The sequence below is a fragment of the Micromonospora sp. WMMD1274 genome (genome assembly GCF_049179035.1).
Lineage (GTDB): Bacteria > Actinomycetota > Actinomycetes > Mycobacteriales > Micromonosporaceae > Micromonospora > Micromonospora tulbaghiae.
This window is the reverse complement of record NZ_JBMHMG010000001.1, coordinates 1,066,879-1,086,435: the sequence shown is the minus strand read 5'-3', so window position 1 is coordinate 1,086,435 and position 19,557 is coordinate 1,066,879. Positions and strand designations below refer to the sequence as shown.

At 72.1% G+C, this 19,557-nt stretch carries 21 protein-coding genes; 10 read left to right on the top strand and 11 right to left on the bottom strand.

Annotated features, from left to right (window positions below):
* Positions 1–72: 72 nt before the first annotated feature.
* The 3 genes from erpA (at position 73) to ACN27D_RS04515 (ending at position 2,134) form a co-directional block, all read left to right on the top strand.
* On the top strand, positions 73–441 hold the full coding sequence (gene erpA / locus ACN27D_RS04525) for an iron-sulfur cluster insertion protein ErpA (RefSeq protein WP_120568749.1): 369 nt from the start codon (positions 73–75) through the stop codon (positions 439–441).
* Positions 442–620: 179 nt separating this feature from the next.
* On the top strand, positions 621–1,595 hold the full coding sequence (locus ACN27D_RS04520; RefSeq protein ID WP_121686075.1) for a carbohydrate kinase family protein: 975 nt from the start codon (positions 621–623) through the stop codon (positions 1,593–1,595).
* Positions 1,592–2,134, top strand: a complete 543-nt coding sequence (locus ACN27D_RS04515) for an AAA family ATPase (protein ID WP_120568751.1) — start codon at positions 1,592–1,594, stop codon at positions 2,132–2,134. The genes ACN27D_RS04520 and ACN27D_RS04515 overlap by 4 nt, the downstream gene beginning before the upstream one ends.
* Here the strand turns inward: ACN27D_RS04515 and ACN27D_RS04510 are convergent.
* Both ACN27D_RS04510 and ACN27D_RS04505 read right to left on the bottom strand, forming a co-directional pair.
* Positions 2,131–2,355: a sulfurtransferase TusA family protein gene (locus tag ACN27D_RS04510; protein WP_421498578.1), complete on the bottom strand. Its 225-nt coding sequence runs from the start codon at positions 2,353–2,355 to the stop codon at positions 2,131–2,133. The two genes, ACN27D_RS04515 and ACN27D_RS04510, sit on opposite strands and share 4 nt — an antisense overlap.
* Positions 2,352–3,503, bottom strand: coding sequence for a cysteine desulfurase family protein (locus tag ACN27D_RS04505; RefSeq protein WP_421498577.1), 1,152 nt, complete (start codon positions 3,501–3,503; stop codon positions 2,352–2,354). Before ACN27D_RS04505 ends, ACN27D_RS04510 begins: the two co-directional genes overlap by 4 nt.
* A gap of 171 nt (positions 3,504–3,674) precedes the next feature.
* On the opposite strand from ACN27D_RS04505, the gene coxB reads away from it, so the two are divergent.
* Both coxB and ACN27D_RS04495 read left to right on the top strand, forming a co-directional pair.
* Positions 3,675–4,646 carry a cytochrome c oxidase subunit II gene (gene coxB / locus ACN27D_RS04500; RefSeq protein ID WP_120568754.1) on the top strand — a complete coding sequence of 324 codons (972 nt, stop codon included), beginning with the start codon at positions 3,675–3,677 and terminating at the stop codon, positions 4,644–4,646.
* Positions 4,647–4,656: 10 nt separating this feature from the next.
* Positions 4,657–5,085 carry a cytochrome c oxidase subunit 4 gene (locus ACN27D_RS04495; protein ID WP_120568755.1) on the top strand — a complete coding sequence of 143 codons (429 nt, stop codon included), beginning with the start codon at positions 4,657–4,659 and terminating at the stop codon, positions 5,083–5,085.
* 685 nt (positions 5,086–5,770) lie between these two features.
* On the opposite strand, the gene ACN27D_RS04490 is transcribed toward ACN27D_RS04495, so the two are convergent.
* The 4 genes from ACN27D_RS04490 to ACN27D_RS04475 all read right to left on the bottom strand — a co-directional run bounded on the left by ACN27D_RS04490 (position 5,771) and on the right by ACN27D_RS04475 (position 8,703).
* Positions 5,771–5,974 carry a hypothetical protein gene (locus ACN27D_RS04490; protein ID WP_421498576.1) on the bottom strand — a complete coding sequence of 68 codons (204 nt, stop codon included), beginning with the start codon at positions 5,972–5,974 and terminating at the stop codon, positions 5,771–5,773.
* A 145-nt stretch (positions 5,975–6,119) separates the two neighbouring features.
* Entirely contained in the window at positions 6,120–7,166 is a 1,047-nt protein-coding gene (gene trpD / locus ACN27D_RS04485) for an anthranilate phosphoribosyltransferase (protein WP_421498575.1), read from the bottom strand.
* 80 nt (positions 7,167–7,246) lie between these two features.
* The gene (locus ACN27D_RS04480) at positions 7,247–7,645 is read right to left on the bottom strand and encodes a hypothetical protein (protein WP_091421042.1); all 399 of its coding nucleotides are present in this window, start codon (positions 7,643–7,645) and stop codon (positions 7,247–7,249) included.
* A 104-nt stretch (positions 7,646–7,749) separates the two neighbouring features.
* Complete coding sequence (locus ACN27D_RS04475) at positions 7,750–8,703, bottom strand: cytochrome c oxidase assembly protein (RefSeq protein WP_091421037.1); 954 nt, start codon at positions 8,701–8,703, stop codon at positions 7,750–7,752.
* 108 nt (positions 8,704–8,811) lie between these two features.
* Between ACN27D_RS04475 and ACN27D_RS04470 the strand changes: the two genes are divergently transcribed.
* The 5 genes from ACN27D_RS04470 to ACN27D_RS04450 all read left to right on the top strand — a co-directional run bounded on the left by ACN27D_RS04470 (position 8,812) and on the right by ACN27D_RS04450 (position 13,980).
* Positions 8,812–9,411: a cytochrome c oxidase subunit 3 gene (locus ACN27D_RS04470; protein WP_120568759.1), complete on the top strand. Its 600-nt coding sequence runs from the start codon at positions 8,812–8,814 to the stop codon at positions 9,409–9,411.
* 72 nt (positions 9,412–9,483) lie between these two features.
* A complete protein-coding gene (locus ACN27D_RS04465) occupies positions 9,484–10,317 on the top strand; it encodes a cytochrome c (RefSeq protein ID WP_091421029.1) in 834 nt (277 codons plus the stop codon).
* Between the two features lie 67 nt (positions 10,318–10,384).
* Positions 10,385–11,473, top strand: coding sequence for a ubiquinol-cytochrome c reductase iron-sulfur subunit (locus ACN27D_RS04460; RefSeq protein ID WP_120568760.1), 1,089 nt, complete (start codon positions 10,385–10,387; stop codon positions 11,471–11,473).
* Entirely contained in the window at positions 11,470–13,101 is a 1,632-nt protein-coding gene (locus tag ACN27D_RS04455) for a cytochrome b N-terminal domain-containing protein (protein WP_187690983.1), read from the top strand. The genes ACN27D_RS04460 and ACN27D_RS04455 overlap by 4 nt, the downstream gene beginning before the upstream one ends.
* Positions 13,102–13,311: 210 nt before the next feature.
* Positions 13,312–13,980, top strand: coding sequence for a DUF4142 domain-containing protein (locus ACN27D_RS04450; RefSeq protein WP_120568762.1), 669 nt, complete (start codon positions 13,312–13,314; stop codon positions 13,978–13,980).
* A gap of 61 nt (positions 13,981–14,041) precedes the next feature.
* Here the strand turns inward: ACN27D_RS04450 and ACN27D_RS04445 are convergent, their stop codons facing one another.
* The 5 genes from ACN27D_RS04445 to ACN27D_RS04425 form a co-directional block, all read right to left on the bottom strand.
* Positions 14,042–14,329 carry an Lrp/AsnC family transcriptional regulator gene (locus ACN27D_RS04445; protein WP_013287689.1) on the bottom strand — a complete coding sequence of 96 codons (288 nt, stop codon included), beginning with the start codon at positions 14,327–14,329 and terminating at the stop codon, positions 14,042–14,044.
* Positions 14,330–14,381: 52 nt separating this feature from the next.
* Positions 14,382–15,257 (bottom strand): nucleotidyltransferase family protein, encoded by an 876-nt coding sequence (locus tag ACN27D_RS04440; protein WP_421498574.1) that lies wholly within the window; start codon positions 15,255–15,257, stop codon positions 14,382–14,384.
* On the bottom strand, positions 15,254–15,781 hold the full coding sequence (locus ACN27D_RS04435; RefSeq protein ID WP_120568764.1) for an NUDIX hydrolase: 528 nt from the start codon (positions 15,779–15,781) through the stop codon (positions 15,254–15,256). The genes ACN27D_RS04440 and ACN27D_RS04435 overlap by 4 nt, the downstream gene beginning before the upstream one ends.
* Positions 15,782–15,820: 39 nt before the next feature.
* Positions 15,821–17,608 carry a RelA/SpoT family protein gene (locus ACN27D_RS04430; RefSeq protein WP_120573659.1) on the bottom strand — a complete coding sequence of 596 codons (1,788 nt, stop codon included), beginning with the start codon at positions 17,606–17,608 and terminating at the stop codon, positions 15,821–15,823.
* Positions 17,609–17,738: 130 nt separating this feature from the next.
* The gene (locus ACN27D_RS04425; RefSeq protein WP_421498573.1) at positions 17,739–19,493 is read right to left on the bottom strand and encodes a DEDD exonuclease domain-containing protein; all 1,755 of its coding nucleotides are present in this window, start codon (positions 19,491–19,493) and stop codon (positions 17,739–17,741) included.
* Positions 19,494–19,557 lie beyond the last annotated feature (64 nt).

Genomic DNA, 19,557 nt, shown 5'->3' with positions numbered 1-19,557 from the left:
CCGGGAATCACTGGCGGACGTGCGGCGTTGGCCAGGACGTCCGGACCTCATACCGCGCAGGGAGACTTCCACGTGACCACGCCAGCGCAGACCGAGTCGACCGAGGCCAAGGCCCCCAGCACCGTCGTCCTCACCGACGTCGCGGCGCAGAAGGTCAAGGCCCTGATCGAGCAGGAGGGCCGCGACGACCTGCGGCTCCGGGTCGCCGTGCAGCCGGGTGGCTGCTCCGGCCTGCGGTACCAGCTGTTCTTCGACGAGCGCTCGCTCGACGGTGACGTCGTCACCGACTACGACGGTGTCGAGGTCGTCGTCGACCGGATGAGCGCCCCCTACCTGGCCGGCGCCACCATCGACTTCGCCGACCGGATCGACGCCCAGGGCTTCACCATCGACAACCCCAACGCGGGCAGCTCCTGCGCCTGCGGCGACTCCTTCAGCTGAGTCGACGGACCGACCGGAAGCGGCGGGTCGCCCCGAGTGGGGCGGCCCGCCGCTTCGTCGTACCCCCGGGGTGTGACGCCCGGATGTGCGCCGATCGACCGGTTGGCGACCGACCGCCGTCCGGCCGGTCCGGGGGCCGGTAGGCTGACCGCGCCGTGCTCCCGACCCCGAGGGTTGACATGAAGATCGCCGTGACCGGCTCGATCGCGACCGACCACCTGATGAGTTTCCCCGGCCGCTTCGCGGACCAGCTCATCGCCGACCAGCTCGACAAGGTCTCGCTGTCCTTCCTCGTCGACGAACTGGTGCTCCGGCGCGGCGGCACCGCGGCGAACATCGCCTTCGGCATGGCCCAGCTCGGGCTGCGCCCGGTGCTGCTCGGCGCGGTCGGCGCCGACTTCGCCGACTACCGCTCCTGGCTGGAGCGCCACGGCGTCGACTGCGACTCGGTGCACGTCAGCGAGGTCGCCCACACGGCACGCTTCGTCTGCACCACCGACACCGACATGTGCCAGATCGCCTCGTTCTACGCCGGGGCGATGAGCGAGGCCCGCAACATCGAGCTGGCCCCGGTGGCGCAGCGCCTCGGCGGGCTGGACCTGGTGCTGGTCAGCGCCAACGACCCGGCCGCGATGATCAGGCACTCCGGGGAGTGCCGGGACCGCGGCTACTCCTTCGTCGCCGACCCGTCGCAGCAGCTCGCCCGGATGGACGGCGAGGACGTGCTCGGCCTGGTCGACGGCGCCGACTACCTGATGACCAACGAGTACGAGAAGTCGCTGCTGCAGAGCAAGGCCGGCCTCACCGACGAGCAGCTGCTCGACCGGGTCAAGGTGCGGGTCACCACGCTGGGCAAGCAGGGCGTCGAGATCGTCGGCCGGGAGATCGGCACGATCCGGGTGCCGATCGCGCGGGAGATCCAGGCGGTCGACCCGACCGGCGTCGGCGACGGCTTCCGGGCCGGTTTCTTCGCCGCGCTCGACTGGGGCGTCGGCCTGGAGCGGGCGGCCCAGGTCGGCTGCCTGCTGGCCACGCTCGTGCTGGAGAACTTCGGCGGCCAGGAGTACGAGGTCCGCCGCGACCTGTTCGTGAAGCGACTCGCCGAGTCGTACGGTGACGCGGCCGCCGAGGACGTCCGGCCGCACCTGCTGTGACCGCCCCGGCCGGCGGGGTGGACCCGGAGGTCCGCCCCGGCTCCGGCGGTCCGGTGCTCGTCGCGTTCGCCGGGCTGCCGGGCGTGGGCAAGACCACGCTCGCCGCCCGCGTCGGTGCCGCCCTGCGCGCCCCGGTCCTGCCGGTCGACCCGGTCGAGCGGGCCCTGCACCGCTACGGCCTCACCGGCGACGTACCCGGCATGGCCGCCTACGGCGCGGTCGCCGGGCTGGCCGAGGTGCAGCTCGGCCTCGGGCTCAGCGTGGTCGTCGACGCGGTGAACCCGGTCGCCAGCGCCCGGGGCCTCTGGCACGACGTGGCCGAACGGGCCGGCGTGCCGCTGCGGGTGATCGAGGTGCACTGCGGCGACGAGGCGGAGCACCGCCGCCGGGTCGAGGCCCGCCCGCCCGAGGAGCACGGCACCTGGGAGCAGACGCTGCGCCGCCGGGCCGAGTACGAGCCGCTGATCGGCCCGCGCCTGGTGGTCGACACCGCCGTGGCGGCCGACCCGCTGCCCGGCATCCTCGCCTACCTGCGCTAGCCGCTCACCCGGATGTCGTAGGCAGGCCCCGGGCGCTCGGCCATGAACTCGTGGCCGCGCATCCGGCACCAGGCCGGGATGTCCACCGCCGCGGCCGGGTCGTCGGCGAGCACCCGCACCACCGCGCCGGCCGGCAGGCCGGGCATCAGCCGGGCGAGATTGATCACTGGTAGCGGGCAGCGCTGCCCCCGGCAGTCCAGCACCTCGTCCGGCTCGCTCACAGGTCCGTCACCCCCGCCTCGGCCCGCAGGTCCGCCACGATCCCGGGCAGTTCGGCCAGGAACCGCTCCACGTCCGTCTCGGTGGTCTCCCGGTGCAGCGACACCCGCACGTTGCCGTGCGACAGCACCCCCATCGCCTCCAGCACGTGTGACGGACGCAACGTCGACGACGTGCACGACGAGCCGGAGGACACCGCGAACCCGCGCCGGTCCAGCGCGTGCAGCAGCGCCTCGCCGTCGACGTACAGGCAGGAGAACGTCACCAGGTGCGGCAACCGGTCCACCGGGTCGCCGACCACCTCCACGTCCGGCACCTCGGCCGCCACCCGCGCCCGGATCCGGTCCACCAGCGGACCCAGCCGGGCCGCCTCCGCCGCCGCGTCGGCCGCCGCCGCGCGCAGGCTCGCCGCCGCCGCGACCACCGCCGGCAGGTTCACCACCCCGGGGGTACGCCCCGACTCCCGCTCGTCGGCCGGGTACGGCGACTCCCAGCGGGTGCCCTTGCGCACCACGAGCAGCCCGACGCCGGGCGGCCCGCCCCACTTGTGCGCGCTGGCGGTCAGCACCGACCAGCCCGACGGCAGCGGCGCCCGGCCGGCCAGCTGCGCCGCGTCCACGTACAGCGGCACACCCGCCTCGGCGCACAGCTCCGCCGCCGTGGGCACCGGCTGCACCGTGCCCACCTCGTGACTGGCCCCGATCAGCGCCGCGAGGGCCACGCCGGGCGCGGCCACCGCCGCCGCCCAGGCGTCCAGGTCCAGCCGGCCCAGCCGGTCCACGGGTACGGACACCGCCGTGCCGCCACCTGCGGTGTGCCGCTGCGCGGCGTGCAGCACCGCCGAGTGCTCGATCGCCGAGTGCACCAGCGTCGCCCCGGCCCGCCGCCGCCCGGCCAGGCCACCGAGCACGGCGGCGTGCGCTGCCGTCGTACCGCTGGGGGTGAAGGACAGCTCGTCGGCGCGGACACCGAGCGTCTGCGCGGCGGCCTCCCGCGCGGCGTCGAGGAGCTGGCGGGCCCGGCGGGCCGGCGCGTACAGCCGGGCCGGGTCGGCCCAGCCGTCGTCCAGGGCGGCCAGCATCGCCTGCCGGGCGACCGGATGCAGCGGCGCCGCGCTGGCGGCGTCGAGGTAGACCGGGGAGACGCTCATGACGCTCCACGCTATCGCCCGGTTACGCCCAAGATCCCCCCGATGGGGGTGGACAGCGACCCCAAGACGGCCTGGCCGGTCATGGTCGAGTAATCTGCGACCGTCGGTGACGCCTTTGCCGTCGGTGTCAAGGAGAACAACCGCCGCGGCGCGCTAGGGAGGCAGGACCAGGTGGTCGCAAGGAGTTCGGAGGTACGGCGCTCGGCCGTACGGCACAGCGCTTCCCCGGGGGCCGGTGGACGCCGGCGGCGTGGTGCTGGTCGAATCGCCGGGCTCGGTCTCGGCGCGGCGGCGCTGCTGGTCTCGCTCACCGGCTGTGACGTCGGCAAGACGTTCGGCGGGTTCGGCTGGCCGCAGGGCGGCATCACGCCCGAGTCGCACCGCATGTACGACCTGTGGATCGCGTCCTGCATCGCGGCGCTCGCCGTCGGTGTGTTCGTGTGGGGCCTGATCTTCTGGTGCGTGGTCCGCTACCGCAAGCGCGGCAACGAGCTGCCGGTGCAGACCCGCTACAACCTGCCGATGGAGTTCCTCTACACCATCGCGCCGATCCTCGTGGTCTCCGTGCTCTTCTACTACACGGCGGTCGTGCAGACCGACGTGAACAAGGAGTCGAAGAACCCGGACGTCACCGTCGAGGTCGTGGCGTTCAAGTGGAACTGGCAGTTCAACTACCGCGACGGCCAGGGCCGCGACGCCAACACCGTCGCCTCGGTGCTCGGCACCAGCGAGGTCATCCCGGTGCTGGTGCTGCCCAGCGGCCGCTCGATCCGCTTCGAGGAGACCAGCCGCGACGTCATCCACTCGTTCTGGGTGCCGGAGCTGCTGTTCAAGCGGGACGTCATGCCGGGCAACGTCCGCAACACGTTCGAGGTCTCCAGCATCGACCAGGAGGGCGCGTTCGTCGGCCGCTGCGCCGAGCTGTGCGGCAGCTACCACGCCTTCATGAACTTCGAGCTGCGGGTCGTCTCGCCGGAGAAGTACGACCAGTTCCTGGCGGCCAAGAAGGCCGGCAAGTCGACCCAGGAGGCGCTCGGCGAGATCGGTGAGCCGGAGTACGCCACCGAGACCAAGCCGTTCGACACCCGGCGCGACGTGAACAACTTCAACCCGTCCGACGCGACGGCCGGCGCGGGAAGCTGAGGGGTCCGGCATGAAGACCGAGTGGAAGATCTTCCTGACCATCGCCACGTTCCTCCTCGGCGCGACGATCCTCTACGGCGCCTGGACGTACGCCGACAGCGACGGTCGCATCGAGTGGATCGGCACTGTGGCGCTGCTGCTGTCCTTCCTGCTCTGCGCGATGTGCGGCGGCTTCTTCTGGTTCGTCTCCCGCCGTATCGACCTGCGTCCGGAGGACCGGCCGGACGGCGAGATCGCCGACGGCGCCGGTGAGGTCGGCTTCTTCAGCCCGGGCAGCTACTGGCCGTTCGGTCTGGCGCTGGCCGCCGCGATCGCCGGTCTCGGCCTGGTGTTCTGGCAGTTCTGGCTGCTGGGGCTGGGCCTGGTGGCGGTCGTGTTCGCCACCTGCGGGCTGCTGTTCGAGTACTACTCGGGCACCCGCCGTACCGCCGAGCACTGACCCGAAGCACCCCGCAGGCCCGCCACCCCCTCCCGGGGGTGGCGGGCCTGCGGCGTTCCCCCGCCCGCGCCTTCCCGCCCTCCCGCCGTCCCGCCTTCCCGCGCTCGCTCCGGCTCCCGCCTCGCCCGGGGCTTGCCCCGTCGATCATGAAGTTAGCGGTGTCGGCGGTCCCTTTTGTCCCCGCCAACCTCATGATCGCCGCCTGACGCGGTCACTCACCAGGAACACAAGAGATCTTGGAAGGAAAGGGCCCTTATAAGGGCCCTTTCCTTCCAAGATCTCGCCGTGCGGCTTGCCGGGGGAGCACCACCACCTGCCGGTCACCGGGCGGTGATCAAGGAGTTTGTGTACGCCTGGACGACCGCGGGGGACACAAACTCCTTGATCACGCGCGGCGGACGGTTGAGCTGTCGGGCGTGGCATGGCGTGGCGCGGCGCGGCGGGGAGGGGTGGGCGGCCGCGCCCAGCGGTGGAGGCAAGCGGCGCGGACAGGCGCGGTGCGCGGAGACGGGTGCAGCAGGGTGCGGCGCGGTGCGCGGAAGGTGCAGAAGGGGTGCGGCGCGGAAGGTGTGCGGCACACGGGAGGCGTAGCACGCAGGAATGGCCCGGCGCGGGAACGACGCGGCTCGGAAAGAGCGCGGTGCGGCGCGGAAGGGCGAAGGCGGGTGCCGGATGGGAGCGGCGGTCAGGCGGCCTGGGGGTGAGAAGGGCGGGCGCGGCGGCCGGACAGGCGGGTCTCGCGGAAGGTGAACGTGGCGATCACCACGGCAGCGCCGCACCCGGTGCAGATCAGCTCCGGGCAGTCGGCGCCGTGCCCGTCGCCGCACGGCGGCGCCTCGAACAGCACGACGCCCTCGCAGGTGTCACAGTGCAGCTCGCGGTCAGACACGGGTGGCTCCTCTCGCTCCGGGCACCGGCCGAGGCGGGAGGCGCCGGCCGGCGGACCGAAGACCGAAAACGGATAGACCGAAAACGGAGAATAACTCCCGTGTAGTTTGGCACGCGGGTACGACAACACCCGTCCCAGGCCGCGGTCAGGCGGCGCGCGCCACCTCGAGCCAGCGCTCCAGCGCGGCCGCGGCGGCACCCGAGTCGACCGCCGCGGCGGCCCGGTCCAGGTTGGCCCGCAGCACCGCGTACAGGTCGCCGTCGAGCGGGCCCTGGGTGGCCAGCGCCACAGCGGCGTTGACCAGTACCGCGTCCCGCACCGGGCCGGTCTCACCGGCGAGCAGCCGGCGGACCACGTCGGCGTTGTGGGCCGCGTCCCCGCCGCGCAGGTCGGCCAGGGTGGCCCGGGGTACGCCGAGCTCCGTCGCATCCAGCACGGCCTCCGTGACGGTGCCCTGCTGCGCCACCCAGACCCGGGTGGGCGCGCCGGTGCTGAACTCGTCCAGGCCGTCCTCGCCGCGTACCACGATCGCGGAGTCGCCCCGGGCCGCGAACACGGCTGCCATCACCGGGGCCATCCGCTTGTCGAAGCAGCCCACCGCGCCCGCGCGGGGCCGCGCCGGGTTGGTCAGCGGGCCGAGGAAGTTGAACGCGGTGGGTACGCCGATCTCGCGCCGGACCGGGCCGGTGTGGCGCATGCCGGGGTGGAAGCGGGCGGCGAAGCAGAACCCGATGCCGGCCTCGGTGACGCAGCGGGCGACCTGCTCGGGCGCCAGGTCGAGGGGTACGCCCAGCTGCTCCAGCACGTCGGCGGTGCCGCAGGAGGAGGAGGCGGCCCGGTTGCCGTGCTTGACCACGCGGACCCCGGCCCCGGCGACCACCAGCGCCGCCATGGTGGAGATGTTCACCGTGTGGGCGAGGTCGCCGCCGGTGCCGACCACGTCCAGCGCGGTCGTGCGTACGTCCTCGGGCAGGTGCACCGGCACCGCGCGGGTCAGCATGGCCTCGACGAGGCCGCCCAGCTCGGCGGGGGTCTCACCCTTGGTGCGCAGCGCCACGGCGAACCCGGCGATCTGCGCCGGGGTGGCCGAGCCGGCCATGATCTCGCCCATCGCCCACGCGGTGTCGGCGGTGGAGAGCTCCTCGCCGCGCAGCAGCGCGTTGAGCAGAAGCGGCCAGGTCCGTTCGCCCATGGCGGGCCTCCCGAGCGGCGTGAGGAAAGCGGTTGGGGCGCGCCACGGCCGCGTCGCCGTGACGCGCGAAGGCCGGGGGATCAGGCCGCGGCGTGGGTGCGGCGCAGCAGCTCCGCCACGGTGCTGCCGGCGACCACCGGGTCCAGCGGGTGGGTCAGCGTGGCGTCGACCTCGGCGTACGCGGCCAGCCAGCGGTCGGCGGCGCGGGCGAGCACCACGCAGGTCGGGGGCGCGTCGTCCCGGTCGTCCTTGATCTGGCGGGCGATGCCGATGCCGCCGCCGGGGCTCGCCTCGCCGTCGAGCAGCATCAGGTCGATCTCGTAGTCGTCGACCAGCCGGATGCAGGCGTTGTACTCGTCGGCCTCGACGAACTCGATCTCGATGCCGGGCGCCGGCCGGGTGCCCACGGCGAGCCGCATGCGGTCGCGGACCTTCGGGTCGTCGCTGTAGAGCAGGACGGTGCAAAGACGATCGCTCATCGTGACGTGGCTCCCACCTCGTAGCTGCCCGCTGATCGTAGCGGGCGTCACATCCGGCCTGTCGCCCCGCCCGGGCGCGCTCGGGGCGTACCCCGGAACGGGCCTCAGGCGCTCGCCTCCGCGGCGCGCTCGCGGGCCTCCTGGCGGTCCAGCTCGCGGTCGAGCCGGCGGGCCTCGCGCTCGGACTGTTTGACCCACTGGACGACCAGGACGGCGAGCATGGTGACGCTGACGAACTCGCCGCCGGCCCACAGGATGCCGCCGGCCACCACCTGGTCGTTCCAGGGGTCGGACCAGGACAGGTTCAGCGACGGGTACCAGTCGCCGCCGAACAGCGTGGTGCTCTGCATGATGGTCAGGCCGAGGACGGTGTGGAACGGCACCGAGAGCAGCATGAGCAGGGCGCGTCCCGGGTACGGCCAGCGGCCGGGCAGCGGGTCCAGGCCGAGCAGCGGCCAGAAGAAGACGCAGCCGGTGGCGATGAAGTGCGCGTGGACCAGCTCGTGCGCCCACTCGTGGCGCAGCGTGAACTCGTAGAGGTCGGTGAAGTACAGCGCGAACGGGTTCACCACGAAGATGGCGAACGCCACAAGCGGGAAGCTGTAGATCCGGATCACCTTGCTGTGCACGATCGCGAGCAGCCGCTTGCGCGGGCGTACCGGCAGCGTGCGCAGCGCCAGCGTCACCGGCGCGCCGAGCGCCAGGAAGATCGGCGCGATCATCGACAGCACCATGTGCTGCACCATGTGCACCGAGAGCAGGGCGGTGTCGTACGCGCCGAGCCCGGTGAGCGTGACCAGGGCGATTCCGCCGAGGCCGGGGCCGAGGAACGACACGGTACGGATGACCGGCCAGCGGTCGCCGCGCAGCCGCAGCCGGTGCACCCCGTAGAGGTAGAGGCCGGCGGCCAGGACGATGCCCAGCGTGAGCCAGCTGTCCAGCCGGGTCTCGGTGAGGACCCGGGCCACGGTGAACGGCGGCGGGGCGCCTTCGCCTCCCGCCGCCAGCGTCGCCGGAACAGCCGAGGTGACGGCGCGGATCTGATCGACGTGCAGCACGCTTTTCAGGGTAGGTCAGGCGAAGCGGACCTCCACTATCGGGCCACGGAAGGGCTCGGTTTGGCACCCCGCTGATCGTCGGTCCCGGTCAGGGGCAATAATGACCGCGTGACTGCGGCCCCAGCCATTGACAAGAGCCGGATCCACTCCCTGACCCGACCCAACATGGTCAGCGTCGGGACGATCGTGTGGCTCTCCAGCGAACTCATGTTCTTCGCGGCGCTGTTCGCGATGTACTTCTCCATCCGCGCGGCTGCGCCGGAGCAGTGGGAGAAGCACACCGAGGTGCTGAACATCCCGTACGCGACCACGTTCACGGTGATCCTGGTGCTCTCCTCGATCACCTGCCAGATCGGCGTGTTCGCGGCCGAGCGCGGCGACGTCCACGCTCTGCGCCGGTGGTTCACGATCACCTTCGTGATGGGTCTGATCTTCGTGCTCGGTCAGCTGAACGAGTACCGGACCCTGGTGCACGAGGGCGTGAAGATCAACGAAGACGGTTACGGGTCGATGTTCTACCTCACCACCGGCTTCCACGGTCTGCACGTGACCGGCGGTCTCATCGCCTTCGTGATCTTCATGATCCGTACCACGATGGGCCGGTTCACCCCCGCCCAGGCGACCTCGGCGATCGTCGTGTCCTACTACTGGCACTTCGTGGACGTCGTGTGGATCGCGCTCTACGCCATGATCTACTGGCTCCAGTGATCTTGGCGCGTCACGAACCGCGCCGCTGCTCCGTCCCCTGAGACAAGGTCCAACCGGTTAAGGACACAGGTCATGACTTCTGACAACGACCGCCGACGCGGTCTGCTCGCGCGGCTGCGCGGGCGGCCCGTAGTGCGCAGCAGGGGCCGCCGCCGGCTGGGCGCCGCGGTCCGGCTGTTCGCCGCGCTGATGCTGGCCGGCGGTGCCTACACCGTCTTCGCCCCCGGCGTGCAGGCGCAGGACAACCCTCCGTTGACCGCCGCAGGCAACGAGGGCAAGGCGCTGTTCGACGTGAGCTGTGTGACCTGTCACGGTCGCAACGCCCAGGGCGTCGAGGGCCGTGGTCCGAGCCTGATCGGCGTCGGAGCGGCCTCGGTCGAGTTCCAGGTCAGCAGCGGTCGCATGCCGATGGCCCGGCAGGAGGCCCAGGCCATGCGCAAGCCGCCGCAGTTCACCGACGAGCAGGTGCGCCAGCTCGGGCAGTACATCCAGGAGCTCGGCGGCGGCCCGGAGGTGCCCAACGGGGACCTGCGTGAGGGTGCCAACCTGTCCACCGGTGGTGAGCTGTTCCGGATCAACTGCTCGCAGTGCCACGCCTTCAGCGGCGGCGGCGGCGCGCTGTCCTCCGGCAAGTACGCGCCGAGCCTGGCACCGGCCAGCGACCGGCAGATCTACGCCGCGATGCTGAGCGGCCCGCAGAACATGCCGGTGTTCGGCGACAACCAGATCACGCCCGAGGAGAAGGCGGACATCATCGCCTACATCCAGGAGACGCTGAAGCACGACGGCGACCCGGGCGGCTTCAACCTGGGCCGCTACGGCCCGTCGACCGAGGGTCTCGCGATCTTCCTGGTCGGCATCGTCGCGCTGGTCTTCGCGAGCCTGTGGATCGCGGGCAAGTCGTGACCGGACGGATCAATGCTTCCAGTGCTGTGGCGCCGACCCCCGGCGTCACCCGTAGCGAGGTGACGGCATGAGCACCCACACCGAGCACCAGGCCCAGCAGGGCCCGGAGCCGCTCGACGTGAACGACCCCCGGCTCTCCCGGTTCGACATCGTCCAGGAGGGCGCGCGTCGGGACGACATCGAGATCGTCCACTACGAGCCGCAGGTGGTCCCGGGCAGCAAGGCCGAGCGCCGGCTGACCCGTACGGTCGCCCTGATGTTCCTGCTGACCGGCGTCTTCGCGACCGCCTTCCTGGTGGTCTACATCTGGTGGCCGTGGCAGTGGGAGCCGGGTACCGGTGGCGACAAGCTCTACACGCCGCTGCTCGGCGTGACGCTGGGCCTGGCGCTGCTGGGCATCGGCTTCGGCATCCTGACCTGGGGCAAGAAGCTGCTGCCCAAGGAGGTCTCGATCCAGGACCGGCACGACCAGGCCGAGGACCCGGAGGGTCGCAAGATCACCGGCGAGACCATGCTCTACCTGGCCGACGAGATGGGCGTACGCCGCCGGCCGCTGCTCGGCATCTCGCTGCTCGCCGGCCTCGCGCCGGTGGGCGCGGTGGCCGCGGCCCCGCTGATCGGTGGCCTGATCGAGCAGCCGCACAAGAACAACCAGATGTTCACCACCGGCTTCCAGCCGGCCGAGGGCGGCAAGAAGATCCGGCTCATCCGTGAGGACGGCCGCCCGATCCGCCCGGCCGACGTCAGCGTCGGCGGCCAGCTCACCGTGTTCCCGGGCATCGACGGCGGCGTCAGCAACCTGCACGCCGACTCGCCCACCCTGCTCATCCACCTGCGGGAGGACGACGCGCAGAAGTCGCGCGCCGCGAACGAGCGCAAGGGCCACGGCGACTACATGTGGGGCAACTACGTCGCGTTCTCCAAGATCTGCACGCACGCCGGCTGCCCGGCCAGCCTCTACGAGCAGCAGACCAACCGCCTGCTCTGCCCCTGCCACCAGTCGCAGTTCCTCATCACCGACAACGCCAAGCCGATCTTCGGCCCGGCGAACCGGCCGCTGCCGCAGCTGCCGATCGAGGTGGACGAGGAGGGCTTCTTCGTGGCGAAGTCCGACTACACCGAGACCATCGGTCCCGACTTCTGGGAGCGGCCATGAAGCGCCGAAAGTTTGATGCGGCCGCGCTGCCGGCCAAGAGCGCGCGGGCGGTGGACGACCGCTTCCAGGTGGCCACGCCCCTGCGCAAGCTGCTGAACAAGGTCTTCCCCGACCACTGGTCGTTCCTGCTCGGCGAGATCGCGCTGTTCTCGTTCATCGTCCTGCTGCTCACCGGCGTCTTCCTGACGTTCTTCTTCGAGCCGGCGATGACCGAGGTCATCTACAACGGCAGCTACGCGCCGCTGCGGGGCACCCCGATGTCGGCCGCCTACGCCTCCAGCCTGGACATCTCGTTCGATGTCCGTGGTGGTCTGATCATGCGGCAGATGCACCACTGGTCGGCCCTGCTGTTCATGGCCGCGATCGTGGTCCACATGCTGCGGGTCTTCTTCACCGGCGCGTTCCGCAAGCCGCGTGAGACCAACTGGATCATCGGCTCGCTGCTGTTCTGGGTCGGCTTCCTGGCCGGCTTCACCGGCTACTCGCTGCCGGACGACGGCCTGTCCGGCACCGGTCTGCGGATCGCCTCCGCGATCATCCTGTCGATCCCGGTGATCGGTTCCTGGGTCAGCTCGTCGATCTTCGGCGGGGAGTTCCCCGGCACCATCATCATCAGCCGCTTCTTCATCGCCCACGTGCTGCTCGTCCCGGGCCTGCTGGTGGCGCTGATCAGCGTGCACCTCGGCCTGGTGTTCAAGCAGAAGCACACCCAGTGGCCCGGCCCCGGCCGGACCAACTCCAACGTGGTCGGCGAGCGGATGTTCCCGCGCTACGCGCTCAAGCAGGGCGGCTTCTTCATGGTCGTCTTCGGCGTGATCGCGCTGATGGGTGGCCTGTTCCAGATCAACCCGATCTGGCTGTTCGGCCCGTACGAGGCGTGGGTGGTCTCGGCGGCCAGCCAGCCCGACTGGTACGTCATGTTCCTCGACGGCTCGACCCGGCTCATGCCGGGCTGGGAGATCCACATCCCGATCGGCAACGGGTACGTCATCCCACCGTTGTTCTGGCCCACGGTGGTGCTGCCCGGAATCCTGGTCGGCCTGTCGACGATGTACCCGTTCCTGGAGGCGCGCCGCCTCAAGGACTACAAGCACCACAACCTGCTCCAGCGGCCCCGGGACGTTCCGGCCCGGACCGCCGTGGGCGCCATGGCGCTCGCCTTCTACGTCGTGCTGACCCTCTCCGGCGCCAACGACGTCATCGCGGACAAGTTCCACATCAGCCTGAACGCGATGACCTGGGGCGGCCGGATCGGCCTGCTGATCCTCCCGCCGATCGCGTACTACATCACGTACCGGATCTGCCTGGGTCTGCAGCAGCACGACCGCGAGGTGCTGGCCCACGGCGTGGAGACCGGCATCATCAAGCGGCTGCCCGACGGCCGGTTCGTCGAGGTCCACCAGCCGCTCACCTCGGCCGAGGGCCACGACGGTCACCCGCCGGCGCTGGACTACGTCGGCTGGGTGGTGCCGAAGAAGATGAACCGGCTCGGTGCCCTCGGCCCGGCGATCCGGGGCTTCTTCTACCCGATCGAGAAGCCGGCCGAGGCGCCGGTCTCGCCGGGGCACCCGCCGGTCGAGGCCCGGCCGGAGCGGGAGGAGATCGGCAGCGGCGAGAGCCGTCGCTGACCCTCCCCGGTACGACTGACAGTGGCGCCCGCCGGATCTTCCGGCGGGCGCCACTGCCGTTTCCGCCACTGCCGTCCGGTTGTCTCCCACCTGCGCCGGGCGGCCGGTGCGCGGACGGCCGTCGCCCCCGACACGGACGGGTGGAATCGCAGGAATAACCCCGGTCAGCCGGGTATCCGTGCGGTCCGACGTCTCATGGGGGAGGAACGAATGTTGGGAATCAAACGCCTGGGCCTGCTGGCCGCGCTGGTGGTCGTGGGGCTGGCGCCCGCCGCCGCGTCGCAGGCTGCGGCGCAGCCGTCGACGCAGGACACGCAGTACCTGCAGGCGGTGCACCAGGTCAACCTGTTCGAGATCACCGCCGGTAACCTGGCCCAGCAGAAGGGTCAGAACCAGCAGGTCAAGGACCTGGGCAAGATGTTCGTGACGGACCACACCCAGCTGGACCAGACGGTGCAGTCGACCGCGCAGCAGCTCAACGTGCAGTTGCCGGCAGACCCGACCGCCGACCAGCAGAAGGTCCTGGACAAGCTGAACAACCTCAGCGGCGCCGAGTTCGACAAGGCGTGGGTGACCGCGCAGCTCGCCGGTCACGTCCAGGCGATCCAGGCCACCCAGACCGAGATCTCGCAGGGCTCGGAGCAGTCGGTGGTGCAGATCGCGCAGGACGCGCTGCCGGTCCTCCAGGCGCACTACGACGCGCTGGTGGCCCTGGCCCAGACGCTGGGTGTCCCGGTTCCGCAGACCAGCGCCAGCGGCACGCCCAGCCCGGGCGGCACCACGTCCCCGGGTGGCACCGAGTCGCCGGCTCCGGGCGGCACCGAGACCGAGGAGCCCGCTCCGGGCACCACGGAGACCCCGGTGCCCAGCCAGAGCTGACGTACCGCACGGTCGACGGTGGCCGGTCCGCCCGCCAGGGTGGGCCGGTCACCGGCTCGTGTCAGTCGGCGTTCGCCAGGCCGATCGCGAACGCCTCCTCCAGGTCGTGCTGGGAGTAGGCGCGGAACGCGATGTGTGACTCGGTGTTGAGCACGCCCGGCACCTTCGAGATGCTGCCGGCGATGACCTGGGCGATCTGCTCGAACTCCCGGACCCGGACCATGGCGATCAGGTCGACGTGCCCGGCCACCGAGTAGACCTCGCTGACGCCGGGCAGGTTGGCCAGGGTCTCGGCCACCTCGGGAATGGAGTCGGTGGCGCAGTCGATCAGCACGATCGCGGTGATCACGGGACGGTTCTCCGTTCGTCGGCGACGAGGCCCATGCTAGAGCCCGCGCCCCTCACCGCGCCGCCGGGACGGTCAGGTCGTCCCCGGCCCGGATCACCTCACGCAGGCGTTCCCCGGCCGCGACTGTCGCGCCCGGCCACACCACGGACCGGTCGACGTCGCCGTGCACCCGCGCGCCGGCGCCGACCACCGAGCCGGTGACCCGGCCGTCCACCGTCGCGGCCGGGTCCACCAGCCCGTCCGGTCCGGCCGCGTGCAGGTTGGCGGCCAGGTAGTCGGCCGGCGTGCCGGTGTCGTAGAACGTGCCCCGGTAGGACACGACGGTGAGCGCCCCGGCGGCCTCCGCGGGCCGCCACACCGCCCGGACCAGGTCGCCGAACGTGGCGGGCAGGTCGCGGACCAGCCGCCAGGGCAGCAGCGAGAAACCCACGAACTCGTGGCCGTCGAACGTGCCGGGGGCGTCCGGGTCGTCGGCGGGCCGGCCGAGCAGGCGTACGCCGTGCCCGTCCCACCCGTCCAGCAGCGCGGCGATGTCCGGGCCGGGCGGGGCCTGCGGGTCGGCCAGGTACGCGTCGGCGTTGCCCACGAGCACGCCCCGGCCGTCGATCCAGTCCCGCAGCCGGCCCACGCCTCCGGCGGTGCCCAGCGGAGCGTCCGGCTCGACCGACAGGTGGGCCCGTCCGCCCACCCGCGCGACCACCTGGTCGCCCAGGTAGCAGGCGTTCACCGCGACCCGCTCCGGGCCGGTCAGGCCGAGCCCGGCCAGCCGGGCCAGCGCCCGGTCCAGCAGCGGGACGTTCCCGACCGGGCAGAGCGCCTTCGGCACCCGCTCGGTGAGCGGGCGCAGCCGGGTGCCCTCGCCCGCGGCCAGCACGACCGCGCACACCTCGGCCCCCGCCGCCGGGGCGCCCGCGTACGGGGCGCTCACGCGGCGGGTCGGTGCTCGCCGGCGCGCGGGCCGATGCCGTAGTACCCGAGCAGGTTGGCGGTGGCGCGGCTGAGCCGGGGCAGGTCGTCGAGCGGATGGAAGGCGGCCTCGATGACCTCGGCGCCGTCCACCTTCAGCTCGGTGGTCGACGCCGGCACCTCCGCCTCGAAGACCACGTCGACCCAGCCCTTGGCGTGCACCACCGCGTTCGGCACCGCCGGGCGCAGCACGTCGGGCGACAGGCGGACGCCGGACTCCTCGTACAGCTCACGGGCCGCGCCCACCACCGGGGCCTCGCCGCGTTGCAGCAGCCCGGCCGGCAGCGTCCAGCTGTAGCCCGGCGGCTGGCGCAGCAGCAGGATCCGGCCCGCGCCGGTGGCCTCCGCGTCCCGGACCAGCGTGACCGCGCCGACGATGTACTTCGGTACGGCCAGCCGGACCAGTCGCCGCCGCAGCGGGACCGGCAGCCGGTAGAAGAACTTGTAGCCGAGGGCCCGTCCGGTGGCACGCGCGCGGGGGATCATGCCGTCCAGGCTAGTGGTCCCGGCGCGGACCGGCTCCGTCTACTGCCTGTGGTCGACCAGATCGATCAGCTGCTGGACCACGGTGTCCGGCTCGACCGTGCGGTCGAAGACCGCCACCAGCAGCGTCTCCAGGTCGGGGTAGCCCAGTTCCTCGGACAGCCGCAGCAGCGGCAGGTCGCTGGCCAGGCCCCGGTTGTGCTTGCGCAACGCCAGGCCGATCGAGGCCCGGCCGAGCCGGACCTTGTCGGCGATCGAGATGCCCGGCTCGGTGTGCTCGGCGAACCAGCGGTTGATCTGCATCTGGGCGTGCGGGGACTTCACGAAGCCCAGCCACTCCCGGCGCGGGCCGCGGGGGGCCACGTCCGCCTCGAAGCCGCTCTCCGCGTCGTTCTCGGTGAAGATCTCCACCACGTCGCCCTCCTCCAGTTCGGAGGAGAGCGGCGCGAGCCGGCCGTTGATCCGGGCGGCCAGGCAGTGGTCGCCGCGCTCGGTGCCCAGCTCGTACGCGAGGTCGACCGGGGTCGCCCCGGCCGGCAGCACCACCTGCCGCCCGTCGGCGACCACCTGGATCTGCGCCTCGGACAGGTCGCAGCGCAGCGACTCCATGAACTGGGTCGGGTCGACCGTCTCCTGCTCCCAGTCGAGCACCCGGCGCAGCCAGGCCAGCTCGTCCGCCCGGTCGACGGCCCGGCCCGCGGCCCGGGGGAAGCGGTAGTGGGCGGCCACGCCGTACTCCGCGGAGCGGTGCATCTCGGTGGTGCGGATCAGCACCTCGACGGTGCGGTCCTGCGGGCCGCAGACGCTCGTGTGCAGGGACCGGTAGAGGTTGTTCTTCGGGGAGGCGATGAAGTCCTTGAACCGGCCCGGCACCGGCCGCCAGAGCCCGTGCACGGCGCCCAGCGCAGCGTAGCAGTCGGTCGCCGGGCCGTCCACCACGATCGCGATGCGGGGCAGGTCGTACGGGGCGGCGTGGTCGCCGGCGACGGTGTCCTTCCAGATCGAGTAGAGGTGCCGGGGGCGGGGGGAGACGTCGGCGTCGACCCGGTTGCGGCGCAGCGCCACCCGGGTGCGGGCGACCACGTCGGCGAGGTAGGCGTCCCAGCCGGGCCGGTCGTGCACGAACCGGGCGATCCGCGCGTGCTCCTCCGGCCGCAGGTGCAGCAGCACCACGTCGTCCAGCTCGCGTTTGAGCGTCTGGATGCCCAGCCGGTCGCAGAGCGGGACCAGCACCTCCTGGGTCTTGCGGGCGATCCGCTCCCGGGAGGCGGCCGAGCGGACGCCGAGCGTACGCATGTTGTGCAGCCGGTCGGCCAGCTTGATCACCAGCACCCGGACGTCCTTGCCGGCCGCCACGATCATCTTGCGGACGGTCTCCGCCTCGGCGGCCTTGCCGTAGAACGCCTTGTCGAACTTGGTCACGCCGTCGACCAGGTGGGCGACCTCACGGCCGAAGTCCTCCTGGAGGGCCTGGAGCGTGTAGCGGGTGTCCTCCACCGTGTCGTGCAGCAGCGCGGCGACCAACGTGATGGTGTCCATGCCGAGGTCGGCGCAGATCTGCGCCACCGCCAGCGGGTGGGTGATGTACGGCTCGCCGCTCTTGCGGAACTGGCCGCGGTGCATGTTCTCGGCGATCGTGTAGGCCCGGCGCAGCACCGAGGCGTCGGCGCTCGCGTGGATGCCGCGGTGGGCCCGGACCAGTGTGGTGACCGGGTCGCCGTCGGCCGTCGGCCAGGTGAGCAGGGAACGCAGGCGGCGGGTGAGCGGTAACTCGCCCTGGGCGGGAAGCGCGCCACCCAGGGCGGCGCCGTGTCCGGCGTCGACGTCCACCTGGGACACCTCCCTCACCCCGGCCCTCGGCCGCCGGGAACCGGCGACCGGGAGCAGAGCCCGCGAATCGGGCAGGTCTGCACTCCTTTAACAGACTAAGGGAGTCGAGGTAGTCCGATCGGTCAGTTGGTCATGAGCGTTCGGTCGAGAGTTTGGCGGATCCGCCGTTCTCCGCCTTCGTCAGCAGGTCGCGGAAACGCCCCGCGCCGGCCACCGGCGAGGCCCAGCCGTCGGTCGACTCGACCAGCCGGGTCTCCGGTCGTTCCAACCAGGACAGGATGCGCTCGGTCTCCTCGGCGGTCGCGGCCGGCACCGGACCGTGCCCGGGCAGCACCGTCTCGGCGGTGGCCCGGATCGCGGCGATCGTGGGTCGCGGGTGGACACCCGGCGGGGACACCCCGGCCCCGGCGAGCCGGCCGTGCCGGATCAGCGCCAGCTCCCAGCCGCCCCGGGCGGCCGGACGGGCGGCGGCCAGCTCGGCGATGCCGGTCAGCGCGGCCAGCCGCTGCATCCGGACCGCCGCGCGCAGCACCGCGACGAGCCGGCCGCGGACCACGGCCGCCTCCTCGTACCGCTCGGCGGCCGACAGCACCTCGATGCGGGCGAGCAGCGCGTCCACCACCACCGCGGGGTCGTCGCTGGTGGCGGTGCGGAACGGCGTCGCCGCGCGGTCGTCGTACTCCTCGGGGGTGATCTTGTGCTCGCAGGGCGCCGGGCAGCGGCCCAGCTCGGCCAGCGCGCAGGCCGGCATGGTGGTGCGCCGGGAGAGCCGGTGTGTGCACTGACGCAGCGGCACGGCGTCGTGGAAACCGGCGGCGGCCAGCTCCGCCGCCTGCCGGGACCGGAACGGCCCCAGGTAGGCCGTGTCGGTGGGCGCGAGGGCACGCACGATCGACAACCGGGGGTACGCCTCGTCGGTGAGCTTCAGCCACACCTGGCGCTCCGGATACTTCGACCGGCGGTTGTACGGCGGCGCGTGCGCCGCGATCAGCCGCAGCTCGCGGACCTCCGCCTCCAGCGAGTGCGCGCACTCGACCGCCTCGACGCGCTCGGCGGCGGCGAGCATCTCGGAGATCCGGGCCCGCTTCTCCGCGGCGGTGAAGTAGCTGCGGACCCGGGTGGCGATGTCGCCGGACGTGCCGACGTAGAGTGGTCGGTCGTCGGCGGCCCGGAAGATGTAGACGCCCGGCACCTTGGGCAGCCCGTCGGCGAGGTGCCGCTTGCGGCGCTGGGTGGGCGTGACCGCGCGGGCGAACTCGATCGCCTCGCCGACCGTGTCGACCCGGTGCCCGCCGAGGCGGCCGATCAGCCCGTGCAGCACGTCGACGGTGGCCTTCGCGTCGTCCAGCGCCCGGTGGGTGGGCTGGGTCGCGGTGCGGAAGTAGGCGGCGAGCGTGCCCAGCTTGCGGTTGGGCACCTCGTCGCGGGTCAGCACCCGCCGGGCCAGCGCGGCCGTGTCCAGCACGCGTGGGTTGGGCCAGCGGTAGCCGTGCTTCGCGCAGGCGGCCTTGAGGAAACCCACGTCGTACGGCGCGTTGTGGGCGACGAGCACGGCGTCGGTGATGAACTCCAGGAAGCTGGGCAGCACCTGCTCGATCGGCGGGGCGGGCAGCAGCATGGCCTGGGTGATGCCGGTGAGCACGGTGATGAACGGCGGGATCGGCACGCCCGGGTTGACGAGGGTGGCGAGCACGCCCAGCTCCTCGCCGCCGCGGACCTTCACCGCGCCGATCTCGGTGATCCCGCCGCCGTCGGGAGCGCCGCCGGTGGTCTCCAGGTCGACCACCACGAAGGTGGTCGCGTAGAGCGGCAGCGCCGGGTCGACGCCGCTGCCCGCCGGGTCCAAGCCGGCCAGCGACTCCTGGACGTACTCCGCTCGTGTCACCCGCGGGACGCTAGCGGCACGGTCCGACACTCCTGTCACTGCCGCCCCAGGAGATACCACGGGG

Coding starts and splice junctions, on each gene's coding strand:
- ACN27D_RS04495 (WP_120568755.1), top strand. CDS start 4,657: ATGAAGACCGAGTGGAAGATCTTCCTGACCATCGCCACGTTCCTCCTC.
- ACN27D_RS04480 (WP_091421042.1), bottom strand. CDS start 7,645: ATGAGCGATCGTCTTTGCACCGTCCTGCTCTACAGCGACGACCCGAAG.
- ACN27D_RS04435 (WP_120568764.1), bottom strand. CDS start 15,781: ATGATCCCCCGCGCGCGTGCCACCGGACGGGCCCTCGGCTACAAGTTC.
- ACN27D_RS04460 (WP_120568760.1), top strand. CDS start 10,385: ATGAGCACCCACACCGAGCACCAGGCCCAGCAGGGCCCGGAGCCGCTC.
- trpD (WP_421498575.1), bottom strand. CDS start 7,166: ATGGGCGAACGGACCTGGCCGCTTCTGCTCAACGCGCTGCTGCGCGGC.
- ACN27D_RS04455 (WP_187690983.1), top strand. CDS start 11,470: ATGAAGCGCCGAAAGTTTGATGCGGCCGCGCTGCCGGCCAAGAGCGCG.
- ACN27D_RS04465 (WP_091421029.1), top strand. CDS start 9,484: ATGACTTCTGACAACGACCGCCGACGCGGTCTGCTCGCGCGGCTGCGC.
- ACN27D_RS04450 (WP_120568762.1), top strand. CDS start 13,312: ATGTTGGGAATCAAACGCCTGGGCCTGCTGGCCGCGCTGGTGGTCGTG.
- ACN27D_RS04520 (WP_121686075.1), top strand. CDS start 621: ATGAAGATCGCCGTGACCGGCTCGATCGCGACCGACCACCTGATGAGT.
- ACN27D_RS04505 (WP_421498577.1), bottom strand. CDS start 3,503: ATGAGCGTCTCCCCGGTCTACCTCGACGCCGCCAGCGCGGCGCCGCTG.